This window comes from Streptomyces sp. DSM 15324, assembly GCF_001514285.1.
In the GTDB taxonomy this organism is placed as follows: domain Bacteria; phylum Actinomycetota; class Actinomycetes; order Streptomycetales; family Streptomycetaceae; genus Streptomyces.
In genome coordinates this window covers 457,981-477,596 of the sequence record NZ_KQ949027.1, presented here as the reverse complement: position 1 = coordinate 477,596, position 19,616 = coordinate 457,981, and the positions used below count along the sequence as shown (strand labels likewise).

The 19,616-nt window shown below is 71.2% G+C and carries 23 protein-coding genes; 7 read left to right on the top strand and 16 right to left on the bottom strand.

The features are described 5' to 3' along the window. Positions 1-132: 132 nt before the first annotated feature. Complete coding sequence (locus AQJ58_RS18915; RefSeq protein ID WP_067251572.1) at positions 133-507, top strand: VOC family protein; 375 nt, start codon at positions 133-135, stop codon at positions 505-507. Here the strand turns inward: AQJ58_RS18915 and AQJ58_RS18910 are convergent. Further along, a complete protein-coding gene (locus AQJ58_RS18910) occupies positions 488-1,201 on the bottom strand; it encodes a methyltransferase domain-containing protein (protein WP_234360094.1) in 714 nt (237 codons plus the stop codon). The two genes, AQJ58_RS18915 and AQJ58_RS18910, sit on opposite strands and share 20 nt — an antisense overlap. A 184-nt stretch (positions 1,202-1,385) precedes the next feature. On the opposite strand from AQJ58_RS18910, the gene AQJ58_RS18905 reads away from it, so the two are divergent. After that, entirely contained in the window at positions 1,386-2,513 is a 1,128-nt protein-coding gene (locus AQJ58_RS18905; protein ID WP_067251570.1) for an NADH:flavin oxidoreductase, read from the top strand. Between the two features lie 115 nt (positions 2,514-2,628). On the opposite strand, the gene AQJ58_RS18900 is transcribed toward AQJ58_RS18905, so the two are convergent. The 4 genes from AQJ58_RS18900 to AQJ58_RS18885 form a co-directional block, all read right to left on the bottom strand. After that, positions 2,629-3,198: a hypothetical protein gene (locus tag AQJ58_RS18900; protein WP_067251568.1), complete on the bottom strand. Its 570-nt coding sequence runs from the start codon at positions 3,196-3,198 to the stop codon at positions 2,629-2,631. A 61-nt stretch (positions 3,199-3,259) separates the two neighbouring features. After that, entirely contained in the window at positions 3,260-4,762 is a 1,503-nt protein-coding gene (locus tag AQJ58_RS18895; protein WP_067251849.1) for a PTS transporter subunit EIIC, read from the bottom strand. A gap of 16 nt (positions 4,763-4,778) precedes the next feature. Beyond that, on the bottom strand, positions 4,779-5,729 hold the full coding sequence (gene murQ / locus AQJ58_RS18890; RefSeq protein WP_067251566.1) for an N-acetylmuramic acid 6-phosphate etherase: 951 nt from the start codon (positions 5,727-5,729) through the stop codon (positions 4,779-4,781). A 40-nt stretch (positions 5,730-5,769) separates the two neighbouring features. Further along, positions 5,770-6,660 carry a MurR/RpiR family transcriptional regulator gene (locus AQJ58_RS18885; RefSeq protein ID WP_067251564.1) on the bottom strand — a complete coding sequence of 297 codons (891 nt, stop codon included), beginning with the start codon at positions 6,658-6,660 and terminating at the stop codon, positions 5,770-5,772. 54 nt (positions 6,661-6,714) lie between these two features. Here AQJ58_RS18885 and AQJ58_RS18880 point away from each other — a divergent pair, with 54 nt between their 5' ends. Together AQJ58_RS18880 and AQJ58_RS18875 are read left to right on the top strand one after the other, a co-directional pair. Beyond that, on the top strand, positions 6,715-7,110 hold the full coding sequence (locus AQJ58_RS18880; protein WP_067251562.1) for a hypothetical protein: 396 nt from the start codon (positions 6,715-6,717) through the stop codon (positions 7,108-7,110). 7 nt (positions 7,111-7,117) lie between these two features. Then, positions 7,118-7,387: a DUF4031 domain-containing protein gene (locus AQJ58_RS18875; protein ID WP_067251560.1), complete on the top strand. Its 270-nt coding sequence runs from the start codon at positions 7,118-7,120 to the stop codon at positions 7,385-7,387. Here the strand turns inward: AQJ58_RS18875 and AQJ58_RS18870 are convergent. The 3 genes from AQJ58_RS18870 to AQJ58_RS44480 all read right to left on the bottom strand — a co-directional run bounded on the left by AQJ58_RS18870 (position 7,377) and on the right by AQJ58_RS44480 (position 9,420). After that, positions 7,377-8,159 carry a hypothetical protein gene (locus AQJ58_RS18870; RefSeq protein ID WP_067251558.1) on the bottom strand — a complete coding sequence of 261 codons (783 nt, stop codon included), beginning with the start codon at positions 8,157-8,159 and terminating at the stop codon, positions 7,377-7,379. The two genes, AQJ58_RS18875 and AQJ58_RS18870, sit on opposite strands and share 11 nt — an antisense overlap. Positions 8,160-8,287: 128 nt before the next feature. Then, on the bottom strand, positions 8,288-8,776 hold the full coding sequence (locus AQJ58_RS44485; protein WP_067251556.1) for a GNAT family N-acetyltransferase: 489 nt from the start codon (positions 8,774-8,776) through the stop codon (positions 8,288-8,290). Beyond that, entirely contained in the window at positions 8,773-9,420 is a 648-nt protein-coding gene (locus tag AQJ58_RS44480; protein WP_067251554.1) for an HD domain-containing protein, read from the bottom strand. The genes AQJ58_RS44485 and AQJ58_RS44480 overlap by 4 nt, the downstream gene beginning before the upstream one ends. 117 nt (positions 9,421-9,537) lie before the next feature. On the opposite strand from AQJ58_RS44480, the gene AQJ58_RS18855 reads away from it, so the two are divergent. Continuing rightward, a complete protein-coding gene (locus tag AQJ58_RS18855) occupies positions 9,538-10,218 on the top strand; it encodes a copper homeostasis protein CutC (RefSeq protein ID WP_067251552.1) in 681 nt (226 codons plus the stop codon). A 56-nt stretch (positions 10,219-10,274) separates the two neighbouring features. On the opposite strand, the gene AQJ58_RS18850 is transcribed toward AQJ58_RS18855, so the two are convergent. Then, on the bottom strand, positions 10,275-12,239 hold the full coding sequence (locus AQJ58_RS18850) for a HelD family protein (RefSeq protein ID WP_420712165.1): 1,965 nt from the start codon (positions 12,237-12,239) through the stop codon (positions 10,275-10,277). A 406-nt stretch (positions 12,240-12,645) separates the two neighbouring features. Between AQJ58_RS18850 and AQJ58_RS18845 the strand changes: the two genes are divergently transcribed. Continuing rightward, a complete protein-coding gene (locus tag AQJ58_RS18845; RefSeq protein ID WP_199844611.1) occupies positions 12,646-12,828 on the top strand; it encodes a hypothetical protein in 183 nt (60 codons plus the stop codon). Positions 12,829-12,832: 4 nt separating this feature from the next. On the opposite strand, the gene AQJ58_RS18840 is transcribed toward AQJ58_RS18845, so the two are convergent. From AQJ58_RS18840 to AQJ58_RS45890, 7 genes are all read right to left on the bottom strand, one after another. Beyond that, the gene (locus AQJ58_RS18840; protein ID WP_067251546.1) at positions 12,833-14,473 is read right to left on the bottom strand and encodes a DNA repair helicase XPB; all 1,641 of its coding nucleotides are present in this window, start codon (positions 14,471-14,473) and stop codon (positions 12,833-12,835) included. Positions 14,474-14,780: 307 nt separating this feature from the next. After that, entirely contained in the window at positions 14,781-15,281 is a 501-nt protein-coding gene (locus tag AQJ58_RS43355; protein ID WP_067251544.1) for a zinc metalloprotease, read from the bottom strand. A gap of 52 nt (positions 15,282-15,333) precedes the next feature. Next, a complete protein-coding gene (locus AQJ58_RS18830; RefSeq protein WP_067251542.1) occupies positions 15,334-15,603 on the bottom strand; it encodes a hypothetical protein in 270 nt (89 codons plus the stop codon). After that, positions 15,551-16,978 (bottom strand): hypothetical protein, encoded by a 1,428-nt coding sequence (locus AQJ58_RS18825; protein ID WP_159056265.1) that lies wholly within the window; start codon positions 16,976-16,978, stop codon positions 15,551-15,553. Before AQJ58_RS18825 ends, AQJ58_RS18830 begins: the two co-directional genes overlap by 53 nt. A 95-nt stretch (positions 16,979-17,073) precedes the next feature. Further along, positions 17,074-17,790: an ATP-binding cassette domain-containing protein gene (locus AQJ58_RS18820; RefSeq protein ID WP_067251539.1), complete on the bottom strand. Its 717-nt coding sequence runs from the start codon at positions 17,788-17,790 to the stop codon at positions 17,074-17,076. Positions 17,791-17,923: 133 nt separating this feature from the next. Next, a complete protein-coding gene (locus AQJ58_RS18815) occupies positions 17,924-18,190 on the bottom strand; it encodes a hypothetical protein (protein WP_079079021.1) in 267 nt (88 codons plus the stop codon). Positions 18,191-18,250: 60 nt separating this feature from the next. After that, positions 18,251-18,475 carry a response regulator transcription factor gene (locus tag AQJ58_RS45890; protein WP_420712164.1) on the bottom strand — a complete coding sequence of 75 codons (225 nt, stop codon included), beginning with the start codon at positions 18,473-18,475 and terminating at the stop codon, positions 18,251-18,253. 469 nt (positions 18,476-18,944) lie between these two features. Between AQJ58_RS45890 and AQJ58_RS18810 the strand changes: the two genes are divergently transcribed. Continuing rightward, on the top strand, positions 18,945-19,487 hold the full coding sequence (locus tag AQJ58_RS18810) for a hypothetical protein (RefSeq protein WP_067251845.1): 543 nt from the start codon (positions 18,945-18,947) through the stop codon (positions 19,485-19,487). Positions 19,488-19,616: the final 129 nt, after the last annotated feature.

The window sequence follows — 19,616 nt, the reverse complement described above, 5'->3', positions numbered from 1 at the left end:
CATGAACACCGGACCGGCCTCGCGCCACACACGGATGGGCGATCCGGTGGAGAGCTGACCGCCCGCGGACCCCCGCAGTGCTCGCGCACCGAGAACCCTTCTTCGTGTCGAGCGCCAAGCGAGGTCAGTCGTATGTCAGTCACCTTCAACCACACCATCATCGCCGCCAAGGACCGCAACGAGTCGGCCCGGTTCTTCCGGGAGCTGCTGGAGCTGGCGGAAGCCCCCTCGTGGGGGCCCTTCACCAACATCCAGCTCGACGACGGCGTCCTGCTCCAGTTCGCCGAGCCGCCGGTGGACATCCAGATGCAGCACTACGCCTTTCTCATCGACGACGAGCTCTTCGGCCGGGCGTACCGGCGGCTCTGCGAGCAGGGCGTCGTGCACTGGGCCGATCCGCAGATGCGGCGGCCCGGCGAGATCAACCACGAACACGGCGGCCGGGGCGTCTACTTCAAGGACCCCGGCGGTCATGCGATCGAGCTGATCACCCGGCCGTATCTGTGACCGTCCGGGAGTAGTGGGAGCCGACCGCCGGCTGGCCCGTGTAGTTGGGGCCGGCCGCCGGATCGGCTCCCAGGTAGGTGAAGGGGAGGGTGGTGGTCCGGGCGCCCTGGAGGGTGAGCAGGTGGCGGCGGGTGTCGTACGTGAATCCTGCCGCTCGCAGCGCCGCGAGCACCGCCCTGCCCGCGGCCGTGCCGTCGGCCCAGTGGATCGACTCCGGGTCGAAATGGGCGAGGAGGAGGCCGTCCCGGGTCAGCCAGGAAGCGGCCCGGCTGAGCAGGCCGAGCTGGTCGCCCACGTAGTGCAGCCCGTGCACACAGGTGATCAGGTCGTACGCCCGGGTCGGCACCCAGGTGGAGACCGAGGCGGTGATCTCTTCCAGGGTGGGTGGGGTGGGGAGCGGCACCAGCGGTCCCACCAGGTCCACGGCGGTGAGGACCGCGTCGGCGGGGAGGGCCGAGGCCGCTTCCCGCAGGGCGCGCCCCTCGCCGCTGCACAGGTCCAGCCAGGACGGGGCGGGCCCCGCCAGCCGGGCCAGCGGGTCCACGCCCAGTTCGCGGGCGTAGCTGTTGACCCCGGCCAGCCCGCGTTCGCGGTTCATCGCGTTGTTGGCGACCACGGAGGACCGCTCCAGGTCGGACGTGCCCACCAGCACGGGCCTCGTCATGACGTCCCCCACCCCTCTCGCGTCTCCCATGCCGAAACGCTAACCGGCACCGCTGGCGACGCTGACAACGCGCCGCGTGGCCGGGATCACAGGGCCTTCGGGGGTGCGGGCGGAATGGGGCGGGTGGCGCGCTGGTTCTCTGTGGAGAGTCACTCAATGCATGTGCACATACTGATCGGTCTCCAAGGCCGCATACTTCACGAGGAGCCCCCGCGTGAGCGTCACCGAGCCCACCCCCACCCGAGCCGCCGAGATCCTCTCCCGGCCGGTGAACATCAACGGTCTGACCGTCCCGAACCGGATCGTCATGGCGCCGATGACCCGGATGTTCTCCCCGGACGGCATCCCGGGCGAGGACGTGGTCTCGTACTACTCCCGCCGCGCCGCCGCCGGTGTCGGTCTGATCGTCACCGAGGGGACGTACGTCGGACACGAGTCGGCCGGGCAGAGCGACCGGGTGCCCCGGTTCCACGGTGAGGAGCAGCTCGCGGGGTGGGCCAGGGTCGCCGAGGGCGTGCACGCGGCGGGCGGGACGATCGTGCCGCAGCTGTGGCACATCGGCATGGTCCGCAAGCAGGGCGAGCCGCCGTACGCGGACGCCCCCGCCGTCGGTCCGTCGGGGCTGCGCGTGGACGGCACCGAGGGCACCGGCCGGGCGATGACCCAGCGTGACCTGGACGACGTGATCGGCGCGTTCGCCGAGGCCGCGGCCGCCGCCGAGCGCATCGGGTTCGACGGTGTCGAGATCCACGGCGCCCACGGCTACCTCGTCGACCAGTTCCTGTGGGCCGGCACGAACCGCCGTACCGACGCCTACGGCGGTGACGCGGTGGCCCGTACGAAGTTCGCGGCCGAGGTCGTCGCGGCCGTCCGCGAGACCGTCTCGGCCGAGTTCCCGATCATCTTCCGGTACTCGCAGTGGAAGCAGGAGGCCTACGAGGCGCGGCTCGCCGAGACCCCGGAGGAGCTGGAGGCCATTCTCACGCCGCTGGCCGCCGCCGGTGTCGACGCCTTCCACGCCTCCACCCGCCGCTACTGGACCCCGGAGTTCGAGGGCTCCGACCTCAACCTCGCGGGCTGGACGAAGAAGCTCACCGGCAAGACCGCCATCACGGTCGGCTCGGTGGGTCTCGACGGCGACTTCCTGCGGGGCTTCGCCGGGGAGGGGGCGCCGGTCAAGGGCACCGAGGACCTCCTCGACAGCCTGGAGCGCGACGAGTTCGACCTGGTGGCCGTGGGGCGTGCGCTGCTCCAGGACCCGGAGTGGGCGGCCAAGGTCCTCGCGGGGCGTACGGACGAGCTGAAGGCGTACGACGCGGCCGCGCTGCGCACCCTGAGCTGAACCGGGGGTCGGGGCGAGGGGAGTGGGCCCGCACTGGTGGCGGACTTGGCCTGCGTCGTCCTCGCCCGGCTGGTCACCGATTTCGGCGGGCGTCGTACGGTGGCACGGCGCCCGGCTAGAGGTTGCCGAGGGGCTCGATGTCGACCTTCACCGGGGTGCCCCAGATGCGCAGGACCTCGTAGTCGGTGAACTCGTGGACCAGGCGGTACGCCATCGCGGGGCGGGAGCCGCGGCGCAGGGCCGCCAGGTACAGCTCGGCCTCGCGCCGGTCCCGCCGGGGCGTGCCGCACAGTTGCCACTCCTGGCCGTTCCACAGCTCGGGCAGCCAGCGCTGCTGGGGCTGGGGGCGGTCGCCGCGGCTGCCGTAGCGGGAGGGGGCGTGGGAGGCGGGCGCGCCCTGCGGGGCGGGGCCGTTGAACTCGGCCCGGCGGGCCGCCCGGCGCCGGGTCTCGCAGAGCAGGCAGAGATCGGGGGCGGCCTCGTCGACGGGGCCGTGGGGATGCTCGGCGCACCGGGTGGTGGGGACGGCGCTGGTGACGCTGTCGTCGAGCAGTTCCAGGGCGCGCCGCAGATCGGCCTTGACCTCGTGCAGCCGGGCGTCGGGGGTGTCGGCGGACAGGGCCTCGCCGTGTTCCCCGAGCAGTCGGAGGGCACGGCCCAGGGCGGTGGACTGGGCGTGGTTCATGCCACCCAGGGTAGGGCGGGCCCGCACGGAGCGGCCCGGCCGGCCCGGCAGGCCCGGGGCTTCAGGTGCCGGACTCGGATCGGGTGGGTGCCGGGGCAGACGGGGCGTCGGGGAGCGTGGCCGCCGCCGCTTCCCGTACGCCGCCGAAGGCGTAGGTCGTCGCGAAGCCGACGCCGTAGCCCGTGAGGAGGCCGCCCGCGTAGATCGCGGCCGTGACGCCCAGCCCCCTGTTCCCCGCGAGCAGCGGGAACAGGGCCCACCCCGAGGGGCCGATGGCCATCGCGCCGACCCGGTCCCCGAGCATCGCGAAGAAGCCGATGAACGCACCGCCGGCCGCGCCGCCCGCGCAGGCGGTCAGGAAGGGCCGGCCGAGGGGGAGGGAGACGCCGTAGATGAGGGGTTCGCCGACGCCGAGCAGGCCCGCCGGGAGGGCCGATCTGATCGTCGTACGGAGAGAGGCGCCGAGGGAGGTGTCGTGGCGCAGCCGGACGTACACCGCGACGGCCGCCCCCACCTGGCCCGCGCCCGCCATCGCCAGGACCGGGAGCAGGACGGTGTAGCCCTGCTGGTCGATGAGGGTGGTGTGGATCGGGATCAGGGCCTGGTGGAGGCCGAGCATCACCAGGGGGAGGAAGAGGCCGCCCAGGACCAGGCCGGCGAAGGCGCCCGTGGTGGCCAGCAGCCAGTCGGCCGCCGTACCGATCGCCGCGGAGACCGCGCCGGCCGCGTACATGATCCCGTACAGCGTGCCCAGGCCCGCGACGAGGACGGTCAGGGCGGGGGTGAGGAGGACGTCGAGGGCGTCCGGGACCCTGCCCCGGCACCACCGTTCCACGCCGGTCGCCAGCAGGGCCGCGGCCAGTGCGCCGAGCACCCCGCCCTGGCCGGGGGAGAGGTGCACCCCGAACGCCGTCACCTTCGCCACGCCGGGGAGGACGACGATCGCCGCGACCGCGCCGCCGAGGACCGGGGTGCCGCCGAACTCCTTCGCCGTGTTGACGCCGACGAACACGGGGATCAGCGCCATGAAGCCGGAGGCGACGGCGGTCAGGGCGGGCGTCAGACCGGGCAGCAGGCCCGCGTTGACGAGCAGACCGTTCAGCCCCGCGAGGATGCCGCAGCCGATCAGCGCGGGAATGAGCGGCACGAACACGGCGGCGAGCCGGCGCAGGGCCGCCTTGACCGGGGTGGCGTTGCGCCGCCGCCGCTCCTCCCGCAACACCGCTCCCCGCGCGGCGAGCCGCCCCGCGGCGGTCGGCTCGACGGGCGGCTCGGCAGTCTGTGCGGCGGTGCTCCCCTCCGTTTGCGTCAGCTGTCGGAACGCGGTCGTCACCCTGGTCACCGCACCCGGTCCCAGCACCACCTGCCAGGTGTGGTCGGCCGTGACCACGCCGAGGACGCCGGGCAGGGCCCGCAGGGCCGGTTCGTCCGCGCGCGACGGGTCGGTGAGGGTGAGGCGCAGACGGGTCATGCAGTGGGCGACGGAGGTGACGTTCGCGGGGCCGCCGACCAGGGGGAGGATCGCGGCGGCGAGGTCGGGGGCGCTGTCCTTCGGGGTGCTCACCCACCGAGCGTGCGGCTCAGCCGGCCGCCGCGGCGAGCGCGGCACGCAGATGACCGCCGGACTCCTCCAGAAGGCGGGCGGCCGCCGCCCCGTCCACCCCGGCGAGCAGCACCAGGATCGCGTGCTTGGCCCGGCCGTCGGTGGCCGCGAGCGCCGCCTCGACCTCCCGGTCGCCGGCCCCCGTCGCCAGCGCGACGATGTGCCGGGAGCGGGCGCGCAGCTTGTCGTTGGAGGCGCGGACGTCGACCATCAGGTTCCCGTAGGTCTTGCCCAGCCGGATCATCGTGATCGTCGACACCATGTTGAGCACCAGCTTCTGTGCGGTGCCGGCCTTCAGCCGGGTCGAGCCGGTGAGCAGCTCCGGCCCGACCACGACCTCGATCCCGTGCTCGGCGGCGGCCGCCAGCGCGCTGCCCGCGTTGCAGGACAGCCCCACGGTCAGCGCACCCCGCGCCCGGGCGTACCGCACCGCGCCGACCGCGTACGGGGTGCGGCCGGACGCGGAGACGCCGATCACCGAGTCGTCGGCGGTCAGCCGGAGGGCCTGAAGGTCGGTGACGGCCAGCTCGGGGGAGTCCTCGGCGCCTTCGACGGAGGTGGTCATCGCCGTGGGCCCGCCGGCGAGGACGCCGACGACCTGCCCGGGGGCGGTGTCGAAGGTCGGCGGGCACTCGGAGGCGTCGAGCACACCGAGCCGCCCGGCGGTCCCGGCGCCCGCGTAGACCAGCCGCCCCCCGCGCGCCATCCGTGCCGCGACGGCGTCGATCACGGCGGCGATACGGGGCAGCTCGGCGGCGACGGCCGCCGGCACCCCGGCGTCCTCGCCGTTCATCAGCCGGGCCAGATCGAGGGTGGCGAGCCGGTCGATGTCGGCGAGCTCGGGCCGGAAGGCCTCGGTGGTGAGGGAGGGGAGCTGACGGCGCAGGGCGTCGGGGGAAGCGGCGCCGGAGGACGAGGCGGAGGTCATGGCAGACGGTTCTTTCTGACGCGGGTCCAGTGCAACACCACTACCTGTGCCGGTGCGCCAACGCCTCGTACGACGCGGCCAGCGCGGGCCCCGCCACCTCGTAGGTCCGCTGGGCCACGCCCACGAACAGACAGTCCACCACCAGCAGCTGCCCGGTCCGGGAGGACATCGCCGCGGGCCGCAGCTCGCTCTCCCGCGCCGTCGACGTGGTCAGGACGTGATCGGCGTACTGGGTGACGGGGCTCCGCGGCCGTCCGGTGAGGGCGATCGTGGTCGCCCCCCGCTCGAACGCCACCCGCAGCGGCTCGATGACGTCCCCGGTCGACCCGGAGTGGGTGATCGCGACGGCGACGTCCCCCGCGCCGAGCTGCACCGCGTTGGTCACCGCGAGGTGCGGGTCGCTGTGCGCATGGGCCACGCGCCCGATCCGAAGCAGCTTCTGGGTGAGGTCCTGGGCGACCAGCCCGCTCGCGCCGACGCCGTACACGTCGATCCGCCGCGCGCCCGCCGCCGCGCCGACCGCCCCCTCCAGCTGCGCGGTGTCGAGGCAGGCCGCGGTGTCGGCGAGGGTCTGCCGCTCGTCGTGGGCGAGTTTGGCGACGACGTCCGCGAGCGGGTCGTCGACGGCGATGTCGGTGGTGAGGGCGGGCGCGCGGCCGGACTGCTGCTGGGCGGCGAGCCCGGCGAGGGCGAGGCGCAGGTCGCGGTAGCCGGGGTAGCCGAGGACGCGGGCGGTGCGGACCACGGTGGCCTCGCTGGTGCCGGTGCGTTCGGCGAGGCCGCTGACGGTGAGGGCCGCGCAGCCGGCCGGGTCGCTCGCGACGGCCTCGGCGACGCGCTGCATGGAGCGGGTCAGGGAGGGCGCGAGGGTACGGACCTTGCCGGCGAGCGCGCCGGACGGACGGAAGGTTTCCTTCACTTCCCGGGTCACCTCTGAAAGGTATTTTCACACCGGGGGGTGGTCAAGCTCGCGCACAATGGGTGCATGGATTCTTCCGGCCTCCCCGTCAGCACCCTCGAACAGGCGCTGCACACCGCCCGCGCCCTCGTGCTGGCCGATCTGGCCTCGGGCGAGGTGGCCGCGGCGGACGTCGTGTCGATGGTCGAGGAGTCGGTCGTACAGCGCCGCTGGTGGGTGGAGCAGTGGCCGGACGGGATGGCGTACGTGGCCGGGCTGGTGGCCCAGGACGTGCAGGACGCGCTCCTCGAACGGTACGGCCGCTGGCCGCTGTGCCCGGTCTGCGGCTCCGGCGACCCGCACGCCCTGGACGTCGAGCCCGAACTGGGCCCCGATCCGCACTGGGTGTGCCACAAGGCGGGGGTGAAGGTCGCGGCCGTGGGGGCGCTGGGCTCGGCGACGGGCGGGGCGCGTTCCTCATGAGGCCGTCGTGACGCTCTACATCGACCCCCCGAACTGGCCGGGCCACGGCCGGATGTGGTCCCACCTCGTCAGCGATGTCTCGTACGACGAACTGCACGCGTTCGCCGACGCGCTGGGCGTGCCCCGGCGCGCCTTCGAGCGGGACCACTACGACATCCCCTCCCACCGGTACGCGGAGGTGGTCGCCGCGGGCGCGGTCGAGGTGGGCAGCCGGGAGGTGGTGCGGCTGCTGCACGCGGCGGGGCTGCGCCGGCGCAAGGGCGGGGTCAGTCGGTGAAGACCGGCTCCATGGTGTGCCACCAGGCGGTGAGGCTGCTCTGGTCGGGGCCGGTGATCTGGACCAGGGCGGGGCGGTCGTAGTAGCTGCACAGGAAGACGTACTGCCCGGTGGTCGACAGGAAGCAGACGACGTCGCCCGCCGCCCGGCCGGTGTTGTTCTCGGACCAGCTGCCCCGCACGTTGATCTGCGCCTCGCAGTTCCCCTCGGGCAGGGTGCCCGCGTAGCTCTGGAAGACCCGGTCCCGGTCGGTCTTCGTCTCGTACATCACGACGCTGGCCTTGCCGGTGCCGGTGACGCCGAACCGGTCGACGGTGGTGACCGTGCAGTACAGGGCGGCGGTGGCGCCCTGCCACAGGGTGTGCGAGCAGCTGTCGGGCGACCACTGGTCGGTGTTGAGCGAGTCGCGCAGGTCGTGCTCGGCGAGGGTGAGGCCGTCGTCGCCGGAGTACGGCGAGGGGCTGGAGTCGTCCGGGCCCTCCCCGTCCGGACCGGAGTCGTCCGGACGGGAGGCTCCGGGCGTCGGTGAGGGTGGATCACCGCCCGGGCTCTCGCCGACGGGCGCGGGCCCCGGCCCGACGGGGGAGTCGGCGACGGGGCTGGGCGGCGGGTCCGCGATGTCGCCCTTGGACTGCTGGGCCTGGAAGTAGAGGCTGACCAGGGCGATCACCGTGCTGATCACGATGCCGATGATGGTCCAGCGCACGCCCCGCCGGGCATGGGGGTCCGGTACGGGCGGTCCGGGCGGCGTGGCCGGGCCGTTCTGACTCATGACGCTCCCCGCTTCCCCCGGCGTACACGGCCCGTGCGCGGCGCGGCCGTGCCGGAATTATCCGAAGCGCGTGGGGTGCGGGGGGAGCCGAAGGGCGGAAGATCGCCCCAGGCTACGCCAGGACGAGGTCAGCCGCGCAGCTCATACGCGTATGCGCCCTCGCCCTCCCAGACCCGGACGAACCCGGTCCGTTCGAGTACGGCGCGGGAGGCGGCGTTGGCCTGATCGACCGTGGCGAACAGCCGGCGTACGTCGTCTCGGGCGAGCGCCCAGCCCGCCAGGGTGCGCAGCGCCTCGGTGGCGTAGCCGTGGCCGCGGGCGGCGGGGACGAGGTCGTAGCCGATCTCGGTGCGCCCGTCCTCGTCGGGCGCGGCGTGGAACCCCATGCTGCCGATCGCCCGGCGGTCCTCCCGGCGTACGACGACGTAGAGCCCGAAGCCGGGCCGCAGGACGCCGTCCTCATGGGCCCGGAACACCATTCCGGCGGCGTCGCGCGTGCCGTCGTACGGGCTGCCGCCGAGCCAGTCGTAGCCGCCGTCGCCGCCGGACCAGAGATCGGCGAGGGCGGTGGGGGAGGCGCCTTCGAGGGTGAGCCGGGGGCCGGGGATACGCGTCACGACGCGAGCAGCTCCAGTTCGGACCGCAGGTTGTAGCGCGCGGTCGCCTCCCACCGCTCGGCCCCGTACGGCGTCCTGAAGAGCCGGGGCAGATCGAGGAGCTGACGCAGGACCGCGGCGCGTCCGGCGCGGAAGGCGTCGTTCGGCACGAAGTGGTACTCCTCGCGGACGGCGGCCGTGTAGGCGGCGTACGCGGAGGGCGGCGCGGCGAGGATCGCGAGGTCGGCGTCGCACAGCACCTGCCCGTCGCGGTCCTCGTCGGCGGGGTCGTGGGTGACGGTCAGCCGCACCAGCCGCGCGACCTCGGCGGTCCTCGCCTCCCCGACCCCCGCCTCGGGCAGGGCCCGCTCGGCCAGCCGGGCGGAGCGCTCCTCGTTCTCGGAGCGGTCGGGCAGGTACACGGCGTCGTGGAACCAGGCGGCGAGCCGTACGGCGGCCGGGTCGTCCGCGTGCTCGTGCAGGACGTCGATGTGGTCCAGGACCGCCGAGAGGTGCTCGACGGTGTGGTACCGGCGCTGGGGTTCCCGCCAGCGGGTGAGGAGGGCGTCGGCGTAGGGCGCGGGGTCGGGGCCGTCGGCGGCCGGGTCCCTGGCTGCCTCCAGGGCGTGGGCGAAGCGGGCGCGCAGGGCGTCGAGGTCGGCCATGGGCTCATTCTCGCGCGGAGTCCGTCCGTATGGTGCAATTGGACTAGACAACTGGACTAGACCTGTTGTGGCGATGTTCCGCGGTGCTTCTCGATGCTTCTCGATGAATGGGGTCCCATGAGCGAGCGTGCAGTGCTTGAGGTGATCGCCCTCGACGCCGAGGACGCGATCGCGGCCCGAGCCGGAGGCGCGGACCGCCTCGAACTGGTCACCGACATGGCCGCGGACGGCCTGACCCCACCCGTGCCGGTCTTCACCGCGATCCGGGCCGCCGTGGACATCCCGCTGCGCGTGATGGTGCGCCTCGCGGACGGCTTCGCGGCGGGGGACGTCGACCGGCTGGTGCGGGTCGCCCGCGAGCTGCGGGCCGCGGGGGCGGAGGAGTTCGTCCTCGGCTTCCTCGACACGGCGGGTCAGGCCGACCTGGACGCGGTGGAGCGGGTCGTGGCGGAGCTGGCCGGCTGCCGCTGGACGTTCCACCGGGCGATCGACCACGCGACCGACCGCGACGCCGTACGCAAACAACTCGCCGACCTCCCCGGTCTGGACACCTACCTCACCGCGGGCTCGCCCGCGGGCGTCGACGCGGGCCTGCCGACCCTGCTGACGGAGGCGTCCCGGACGAGCGACCAGCAACTCCTGGTCGGCGGCGGACTGCGCCTGGACCACGTACCGACCCTGAGGAAGGCGGGCGTGACGGCCTTCCACATCGGAGGGGCGGCGAGGCCGGGAGGCTGGTCGAGGCCGGTAGCGGCCGAGGCGGTCCGGCAATGGCGTGAAGTGCTCGACGAACGCTGACCGCGGGCGCGCGCAACCGCGCGACCAGCCATGACGCACCCGCACCCGACCTACCTCTACACGAGCTGCCCGGGCAGAGCCGCCGCATACGCCACGATCAGCCCCGACACCGCCCGGGTCAGCGCCACGTACAACCGCCGCAACCCCGTCCGCTCGTCCGGCTCCCCCTCCACGACCGCCCGGGGCTCGTCCAGCACGACGTAGTCGTACTCCAGACCCTTCGCCAGCGACGCGGGCACCAGCGTCAGCCGGGTCTCGGCGGTCGTCTCCTCGCCGGGGTCCAGATACGAAAGCCCCGCCGACGTCAGCGCCGAAGCCAGCGCGGCGACCCGCGCGTCCGCGGCGATCAGACCCACCGACCCTTCACGGCGCAGCAACTCCGCACAGGCGGCGACCACGTCGGCGGCCCCGGCCACCGGCCGGAGATCGAAGAACCCGGGGTTCTCCCGCACCGAGGCGACCGGAGCGAGCCCGGGAGCGATGTGCGGGAGCAGCCGGGAGGCGTAGGCGATGACGTCGGTGGGCACGCGGAAACCGGCCGTCAGCTCCTCGATCACACCGTCCGCCTTGCCGAGATGGGCCAGGGCCTCGCCCCAACTCCGCGTCGCCCAGGGCGTGGTGCCCTGCGCCAGATCGCCCAGGACGGTCGCCGAGCCCGTGGTGCAGCGCCGCCCCACCGCCCGGTACTGCATCGGCGACAGATCCTGCGCCTCGTCCAGCACCACATGGCCCAGCGAGTGGGTGCGCTCCACGATGTCGGCCGTCTCGTCGATCAGCACGGCGTCCGCGGCCGACCACCTGGCGGACTTCACGCTCCGGACCGGCTTCGCCCACAGGATGGTCCTCTGCTCGTCCTCGTCGAGGATGCCGTCCGCGTGGGCGGCGAGGAAATCCGCGTCGGTGAGCAGCCGCAGCACCAGTTTCGCCGGGTCCACGGGCGGCCAGATCTCCTTCACCGCCGCCTTGACCGCGCTGGTGCGGGCCACCGCGTCCTGCACCCGGTCGTCCGGGGCCTCCCCGGACCGCTCCATCTGCACCAGCACGGCATGCGCGATGCGCTGCGGAAGCGCCTCGCGGGCGGCGCCGTAGCGGATGTTCCGGTCGAGCAACTCGCGGACGATGTCCTCCAGTTCGTACGCGGGGACCCGCCAGCGGCGGGAGCCGCGCACCACGACGACCGGCTCGGTGGGCATCCGGACATGGGAGTACACGGCCCGCCGCAGGACCTCCGCCAGCCTCGCGTCGCCCTTGACGACCGCGGCGGGCGCCTCGTCCGTGCCGCGCACCTCGACGTGCGCGACCAGGTCGTCCACGGTGGCCTGGCGGACCGTCAGCTCGCCGAGGGCGGGCAGCACCTGCTCGATGTAGTGCAGGAAGGACTTGTTCGGCCCGATCACGAGGGTGCCGGTGCGGGCCAGCCGCTCCCGGTGCGCGTAGAGCAGGTAGGCGACCCGGTGCAGGCCGACGGCGGTCTTCCCGGTGCCCGGACCGCCCTGGACGCACACGGTCCCGCCGAGCCCGGACCGGACGATCTCGTCCTGCTCGGGCTGGATGGTGGCGACGATGTCCCGCATCGGACCGACACGCGGCCGCTCGATCTCCTGCTGGAGCAGCCTGCTGGTGCGGGCCGCCTCCTGCGGGTCGGAGAGGTGCTCGTCCTCGTACGCGGTGAGGTCGCCGCCGGTGTAGCCGAAGCGGCGCCGCAGCGCGACGTCCATCGGGTCCTTCTTCGAGGCCCGGTAGAACGGCTGCGACACCGGGGCGCGCCAGTCGATGACCATGGGGTCGCCTTCGCCGTCGTGCACATGCCGGCGCCCGATGTAGAAGCGCTCGCCCTCGGCGCCCTCGGCCTGTTCGGCGCCCGGGGCGTGCAGATAGTCGAGGCGGCCGAAGAACAGCGGGGTGTCGCTCAGGTCGGCGAGCGCCTTGATGCGTTCGTCGATCTGGCGCGAGAGGACCTCGGCGTTCACCCAGTTCGCGGTGACGTCGCTGATGTCGAGCGCCTCGACGTCCTCCCGCATGGCCCGCAGGGCGGCCCGGGAGGAGGTGAGGTGTGCGCGCTCGCGGCCGAGGGGGTCGTCGTGGACGGACGTGGACAAGGAGGTGCCTCCGGGCCTGCTGGGGGTGGGCTACGGCGATGCCGTCCGGTTTCCGTCCGGGCGGCGGCACTCCGTGAAGGGAGGCGGGCAAGAGCGGAGATTTTAGGGGAGGGGGAAGGGGAAGGCGAATGCTTTTCCGTCTCCCCCGGGCTCGGGCCGCGCTCCGGTCGGGCCCCGGTCCCCCGGGTCGCACCCCGGCGCGCTCCGGACGCGCTCCGACCCCCCGCCCCCTAGGGGAAGCCGTACCGCGCGGCTGTACTCAGGTAGTACGCCAAGTGGGGACCTGGGGCCGATGCCCCCTTTATGCCTCTCCCGGCACCATGGAGACATGAGTGCAGCGACCCTCACCTCAGCCCCCGGTCGCCCGTCCGGCGCGACTCCGCTTTCCGACGCCCACCGTCACCCCGTCGGCGACGCCCTGCACGCGATCAGGGTGTTCGTGGGCGCCGCCTTCGACGTCGTCATCCTCGGCGAGTACGGCGAGGAGGCCGGAGTCCGCCGCCGGCGGTGACCGCTCAGCCCCCGGCCAGCAGCTCGTCCGCGTCCATGATCCGGTAGGCGTACCCCTGCTCCGCCAGGAACCGCTGCCGGTGCGCCGCGAAGTCCTGGTCGATGGTGTCGCGGGCGACGACCGAGTAGAAGTGCGCCTGGTGACCGTCCGCCTTCGGCCGCAGCACCCGGCCCAGCCGCTGGGCCTCCTCCTGGCGGGAGCCGAAGGTGCCGGACACCTGGATGGCGACCGTCGCCTCGGGCAGGTCGATCGAGAAGTTCGCCACCTTCGACACCACCAGCACGCTGATCTCGCCCTCCCGGAACGCGTCGAAGAGCTTCTCGCGCTGGGCGTTGGACGTCTCGCCCTTGATGACCGGAGCGCCGAGGTGCTCCCCCAGCTCGTCGAGCTGGTCGATGTACTGGCCGATGACGAGGATCTGCTGGCCCGCGAAGCGCCGCACGATCGCCTCCGTCACCTTCCGCTTGGTCGCGGTCGTCGCACAGAAGCGGTACTTCTCCTCCGCCTCGGCGGTCGCGTACGCCAGCCGCTCGGAGTCGGTGAGGTTGACCCGTACCTCCACACAGTCCGCCGGCGCGATGTAGCCCTGCGCCTCGATCTCCTTCCACGGCGCGTCGAACCGCTTGGGGCCGATGAGGGAGAACACGTCCGACTCACGGCCGTCCTCACGGACCAGCGTCGCGGTCAGACCGAGGCGGCGGCGGGCCTGGAGGTCGGCGGTGAACTTGAAGACGGGCGCGGGCAGCAGGTGCACCTCGTCGTACACGATGAGCCCCCAGTCCCGGGAGTCGAACAGCTCCAGGTGCGGGTAGACACCCTTCCGCCGGGTCGTGAGCACCTGGTAGGTCGCGATGGTGACCGGGCGGATCTCCTTGCGCGTCCCGCTGTACTCGCCGATCTCGTCCTCGGTCAGCGAGGTCCGCTTCACCAGCTCGTGCTTCCACTGCCGGGCCGAGACCGTGTTCGTGACGAGGATCAGCGTGGTCGACTTCGCCTGCGCCATCGACCCCGCGCCGACCAGCGTCTTGCCCGCCCCGCAGGGCAGGACCACGACCCCGCTCCCGCCGTGCCAGAAGTTCTCCACCGCCTGCTTCTGGTACGGCCTGAGCGCCCAGCCGTCCTCCGCCAGCTCGATCGGGTGCGCCTCGCCGTCCACGTACCCGGCGAGGTCCTCGGCCGGCCAGCCCAGCTTCAGCAGGGTCTGCTTGATCTGGCCGCGCTCCGAGGGGTGCACCACGACCGTGTCCGGGTCGATCCGGGCGCCCACCAGCGGGATGATCCGCTTGGAGCGCAGGATCTCCTCCAGCACCGGCCGGTCGGTCGTGGTCAGCACCAGCCCGTGCGCCGGGTGCTTGGACAGGGTCAGCCGGCCGTAGCGGTCCATCGTCTCCGCGATGTCCACGAGCAGCGCGTGCGGCACCGGGTAGCGGCTGTACTGCACCAGCGCGTCCACCACCTGCTCGGCGTCGTGCCCGGCCGCCCGCGCGTTCCACAGGCCCAGCGGGGTCACCCGGTAGGTGTGGATGTGCTCGGGCGCCCGCTCCAGCTCGGCGAACGGCGCGATGGCGCGACGGCAGTCGTCGGCCTGCTCGTGGTCGACTTCCAGGAGCAGGGTTTTGTCCGACTGGACGATCAGGCAGGACACGCATACCTCCGCGGGTTGGATTTCCAGCGTGACAGACACCGCACCTGCCACGGCTCGGGCCATGCCCCGTGCCCGGCGCCGAAAGGGCGTTCCGGCCAGCGCGCCGGGGATGCGCGCCGCTATCCATGTTCGCCTATCGCGTGAAACGGCGAAGGTGATCGCGGTCTTCACCGAGCTGGAGTCCGAGGCCATCGGGGGTTCGGCCTGTCCGGTGCGGTGCCGTCGCAGCCGGCGCACGCGTCGGGGAAGCCGTCGGGGCCGCGGAGGGGGCCGCGCCCGGCGCGGGGGCGGCACATCAGCGTGCGGTCTACGGTGCCGGTGCCTTCGGCGCTCTGGGTGACGTGTCCTCGCCGCATGGCTGTTTCCGTGCCATGCGGAGGCTGTGACGAAGGGCCCGGCCGTCACCGAAGACGGGCAACAGGAACACAGCGTGTGCGAGGTACCACCAGGCCAGGGGCCGGTCCAGGTCCGAGAGCCATATGAGGGCGCCGACGACGACGCATGATCCGGGCCCGACCAGGGCCACACCTGCCATCTGGCGTGCCGTCATGGTTCCTTCAGGGATGACCGACGTACGCCATGCCGCGCGGTCCATCGCGATGTGGGTCACTGAGTGAATCCGTTTGAGGGCGATCGCGTGGGCTGACTCGTGCAGGGCGAAGGAAGCCGTCAGGCCCAGGGCTGCCGGTTCGAACAGTCCCCACGCCATCTCAGTCGGCACCTGGTCACCCGAGCGCGCGAGATAGGCCAACGCCGTCGCCAGGAAAAAACCCAGAAATGCCAGCAGTGGCCACACCTGGGAGACCACCGCTACGGCGACTGTACCGATCCGGAGTTCGTCTCTTTCGTAGACCTTGCGTTCAGTTTTCGGCCATCTCCCTGATGAGCTGCTCACGGCGCTGCTTCAACCCCCGGTAAGTGATCTGGGTGAATGTCAGGATGACGGTGAACACGAGGAACATGAAGATCAGTGCCGTGGGGTTTGCCACTCCCATGGTGACGCCGATCGCTCCGCCGGCCTTCTCCTTCTGTTCGAAGAACAGCGACCCGAAGAGGGCCTCCTTGCGGATCGTCCCGTCACCGTCCGTTGAGAACATGAGGTACAGGAGCGTTGCCGCCACGGTCACCATGGTCAGCAGGGTGGCCCCTACGACGGACTTCACGACCGACTGTGCCTGTTTCATTCCTTCTCCTCGACTCGCTTGTCTGAATTCCCTGAACCGCGTACCAGACGAACAGGAGCGACGCTCCGGAAAGGGTTCCCCATACCGCCCATGAGGGAAGATGCAGCATGCCCAATCCGATGGCTGAGACCGCCAGAATGATTCCGACCACGGAAAGTCCCAGGAATACGGAGAGTGGATTGTCTTTCTCTGCGGGGAACACCACGCTGATGCACGTGGTCATGATCGCACCGCCGAGACAGCCCAGAAGAGCCGATCCGCTCCCGGTGAAAAGGTCCGGATCGACGGCGAGGACAATTCCTAGCCCCGGTACGGCGAACACGGCGAGCAGGACGACCTGCGCCTTTACCAGATGCCCGTAGATCTGCCAGGCCGAGGACGATGCACCGGGCAGCAGCCTCAGCGGCTGGGTAGCGGTGAACTGGTACAGCCCGCCCAGGGACAAGACGGTGAAGCTCCACATCGGGTTCACCGACGGATGCAGGAGCAGGAACACGAACAGGGCGACGGCCATCGCCGCGCCGGCCACGGTCTGCGAGCTGCGCAGGAGACACCAGTCGTACGGCCCCAGAGCGCCGCTCAGCCGCTGGCCGCCCGCGACGTTCACGTAGCGCGACTGGCGGACGTGCTGGTTCGGAGCGAGCGCGAGTGTGAGGATCACGAGGATCGCCACGAGGAGCACCGTGGCGGCGAGGGTCGGAGCACCGCCGTACCGATGCCATGCCCAGGACACGGACGTGACCCACTCGTACCGGGTCCGCTTGTGCAGATACGCCTGGCTGATGTCCGGGATCATCGCCGTCATCTGCACCGAGTACACGGCCAGCAGAGCGAACAGCGCGAGGACGGACAGCACGTTCGAGATCCGTGTCAGCCTCATCAACGTCCATAGTCGGGCGAGCAGTTGAAAGAGGATGCTCAGAGCGAGGTAGGTCAGCGCGACGGGCAGCACCACGGACGCGGTGATGTAGGGGACGGCGGAGGGCCCCAGAAGAAACAGGGCGCTCACCGAGAGGGAGACCAGACCCGCGCCGGCCACGACCACCGTCATCGTCGCCTCGTACATGAGGAATGCCGCCGAGCGCTCGCGGTTGGTGACCGGCAGTTGGTAGCTGAGCTCGAGCATGCCCTCCGCGTTGATGAAGAGGACCTTCACCAGAAGGAAGGCGATCTGCACCCACAGCACCAGGGAGACCGTCGAGGTGTCGAACAGCAGACGCCACACGGCGTTGTTCCCGGTCAGCGGCTTGAGGAAGAAGTAGGCGGAGGCGCACATGGTGGCCAGGAGCAGGACCGCCAGCGAGATCACGAACACCCGCACGGGGGTGGAGCGGAGGACTCCGGCCCTCAACACCCTGCGTCGGAAGAAGACAAGGAGCATCCGGGCCAGGACGGCGGCATGCCGCAGCCGTAGGGTCATCGCTCGTCCGATCCGATGTAGTCGAACACCATCGTGGCCAGCGAGCCGTGTTCGGACATCAGGTCTTCCGTCGACTCGTCGTACACCACATGCCCGAGGTCGAGGAAGACGATGCGGTCGGCCAGCCGTTCCAGGACGGCGAAATCATGCGTGCACAGCAGGATGGAGCGGCCCTCGTCGCGGACGCGCCTGAACTCCTGCTCGCTGAGGTGGAGCGCTTCGAGATCGATTCCGTTGAGCGTCTCGTCGATCACGGTGAGCGGTCGGCGCATGACGAGCGCGGAGACCAGCTGGGTCTTCTTGCGCATGCCGTGTGAGTAGTCCTCGATGAGGTGGTCGTAGCGTCCCTCCATCGAGTACTTGCGGAACAGGCCGACGGCTTCGGCGTGATCCACCTCGACGCGGAACAAGTCCCCCATCAGGGAGACGTATTCACGGGCGGTGAGAAACTCCGGCAGGTAGTCGTTGCTGGACAGATACATGCCCAGGGACTTCGCTCGCGCGGAGGCGTGCTCGTGTCCGCCGATGCGGAGTGATCCCGACTGTAGACGCACAAGATCGAAGATGTTCTTGATGAGCGTCGACTTGCCCGATCCGTTGGGGCCGACCAGGCCGACGATCGTCCCTTTCCCGACCGAGAAGGACACGTCTGCAAGGACGTTGACGATGCCGTCGTAGGAGTAGCTGACGTTCTTGACGTCCAGGAGGGTCACAGTCGATTCGCTCTTTCGCTGAGTCCGGCAATTCAGATGGTGTCCAGGCGGCCTGAGACGGTCAAAAAAACGGGATTCAGGCCGCCTGGGCACCGTGCTGAGAGGACGTCAGCCAGCTACCTGGCGGCGTCCGCTACCTGCACTCGAAGTAGACCTTCAGGCCGAAGTTCTTGTACTCCCAGTTACCGGTGAACGTCTTGCCCTTGTAGACGACGCACCACACCGCCATGCCGGCGAGCAGGGTGGCGCCGAGGGCGATGATGACGGCGATGAACACCAGGAACCAGGCGTCGTAACGGACCAGCGCTCTGTCGACCTTGGCCTGCACCGACTCGACGGCACGCGAGGTGATCCGGTGCGTGTGCGCAACGGACTCCGGTACCAAGGTGGATACGGACATGTCTTCTCCTCCGTTCGGGTTTCGTGCTCGACCGAAGGTGTCACGCTCACGATAAACACACTAGTGTCCACTAGGACACCGTGTTGCCTGGAGCTCACGTTTCCTGCACGTCGCTATGACGGCGGCTTCCGCGCGCGACGAAATCTCCAACTTGCAGAAGATGCTCGCGACATGCTTTTTTACCGTTCGCTCTGTGATGTGGCAGCGGCTGGCTATAGCCGTGTTCTGCAGACAGTCGCCCAGGGCGACGAGGATTTCGCATTCACGCACTGTAAGAAGGGACATGTCTGCGTCCAGTACCCATCGCGGTACATCGAGCAGGCGAAAGTAGTGGTCCCCTCGTCCTTTGTGGTCGGTGTTCTGTCTGATGGCAGGGTCAAGCCCGTTCCCCCGTGGCAACACGATCCCCCGATCGTTCGACTGGTCGTGCTCCGGTGGTCCTCCGGAGCCGATGGTCGCGGCGGACATTGTCCTCACACCGTCAACTATTGGGGCAAGAGGTCGGGGTGGGGTGGCGTGAATTGACTCTGCTGGTTCGATCAAACGGAATGGATCAGTACCCCTGTAAAACGCGCTTGGATTGCGTGTGGCTGCCGTGAAGCGGAAGGTGTGAGGACGTGTTCGCTTGTGTCGGTATGGCTCAAAAATGACGGTGCAGCCCCGTCCCCTGTCCGGCGCATGCAACCCCGAGCGCCTCTCGACGGTCTTCCCAGGGGAAGCCGCGCAGCGCGCGCGGCTCGGTGAGGAGTTCGCGGTGACTTCGGTACGCATCTGGGGACCCGGCGTCGGCGCGGTGGTGGTGCTGGTGGCGACCGGCGCGTGGGCGCGGGGGTCGAGCGCCGTGGACGCCGGTCTGTGGGCCTCCGTGCGCCCCGCGATCGAGGAGCGGCTCGTGGCGCAGGCCCGGGGGGACGGGCCCGGCGAGAGCGAGCCCGCGCTGGAGGCGCGCTGGTTCTGCGAGGCGCAGGCCCTGGATCTGCGGCAGGAGGGGGACCGGGTGCGGGCCGGGGTCGACACGCTGTGCATGGAGTACGGCGTGCGGGACGGGGCGCTCCAGGAGTGCGGTGGGGCGCACTACCCCCAGGTGATGCGGCTGGCCCGGGAGGGCGGGGGGTATCGCGTCGTCGCCCAGGAGGAGCCGCCGGACGGGGCCGGGTACGCGCGGTGGGAGAAGGACCACTTCTCGGTCTTCGCCGCGTCCCGGCTGGAGCGGCGGGAGGTCAGCTCGGCGGGGCTGGAGAGCGCGGCTCGGCTGCATTTCGGGCTGAGCGCGGAGGGAGTCGTGGGGGACTGCTAGTCGTCCCGCCAGGCTTCCGCCGGTCGTCCGAGGCCTCCGCCGGTCGTCCGCCGGTGGTCCGCCAGGCTTCCGCCGGTCGTCGGCCCGTCCTCCGCTGGTGGTCCGCCAGGCTTCCGCCGGTCGTCCGCC

Bases quoted from the DNA above. Each gene is read 5' to 3' on its own strand.
- AQJ58_RS18915 (WP_067251572.1), top strand. From the start codon at position 133: ATGTCAGTCACCTTCAACCACACCATCATCGCCGCCAAGGACCGCAAC.
- AQJ58_RS18910 (WP_234360094.1), bottom strand. From the start codon at position 1,201: ATGGGAGACGCGAGAGGGGTGGGGGACGTCATGACGAGGCCCGTGCTG.
- AQJ58_RS18900 (WP_067251568.1), bottom strand. From the start codon at position 3,198: ATGAACCACGCCCAGTCCACCGCCCTGGGCCGTGCCCTCCGACTGCTC.
- murQ (WP_067251566.1), bottom strand. From the start codon at position 5,729: ATGACCTCCGCCTCGTCCTCCGGCGCCGCTTCCCCCGACGCCCTGCGC.
- AQJ58_RS18880 (WP_067251562.1), top strand. From the start codon at position 6,715: ATGGATTCTTCCGGCCTCCCCGTCAGCACCCTCGAACAGGCGCTGCAC.
- AQJ58_RS18870 (WP_067251558.1), bottom strand. From the start codon at position 8,159: ATGAGTCAGAACGGCCCGGCCACGCCGCCCGGACCGCCCGTACCGGAC.
- AQJ58_RS44480 (WP_067251554.1), bottom strand. From the start codon at position 9,420: ATGGCCGACCTCGACGCCCTGCGCGCCCGCTTCGCCCACGCCCTGGAG.
- AQJ58_RS18855 (WP_067251552.1), top strand. From the start codon at position 9,538: ATGAGCGAGCGTGCAGTGCTTGAGGTGATCGCCCTCGACGCCGAGGAC.
- AQJ58_RS18850 (WP_420712165.1), bottom strand. From the start codon at position 12,239: ATGCGGGAGGACGTCGAGGCGCTCGACATCAGCGACGTCACCGCGAAC.
- AQJ58_RS18845 (WP_199844611.1), top strand. From the start codon at position 12,646: ATGAGTGCAGCGACCCTCACCTCAGCCCCCGGTCGCCCGTCCGGCGCG.
- AQJ58_RS18830 (WP_067251542.1), bottom strand. From the start codon at position 15,603: ATGGTGACCGTGGCGGCAACGCTCCTGTACCTCATGTTCTCAACGGAC.
- AQJ58_RS18815 (WP_079079021.1), bottom strand. From the start codon at position 18,190: ATGTCCGTATCCACCTTGGTACCGGAGTCCGTTGCGCACACGCACCGG.
- AQJ58_RS45890 (WP_420712164.1), bottom strand. From the start codon at position 18,475: ATGTCCCTTCTTACAGTGCGTGAATGCGAAATCCTCGTCGCCCTGGGC.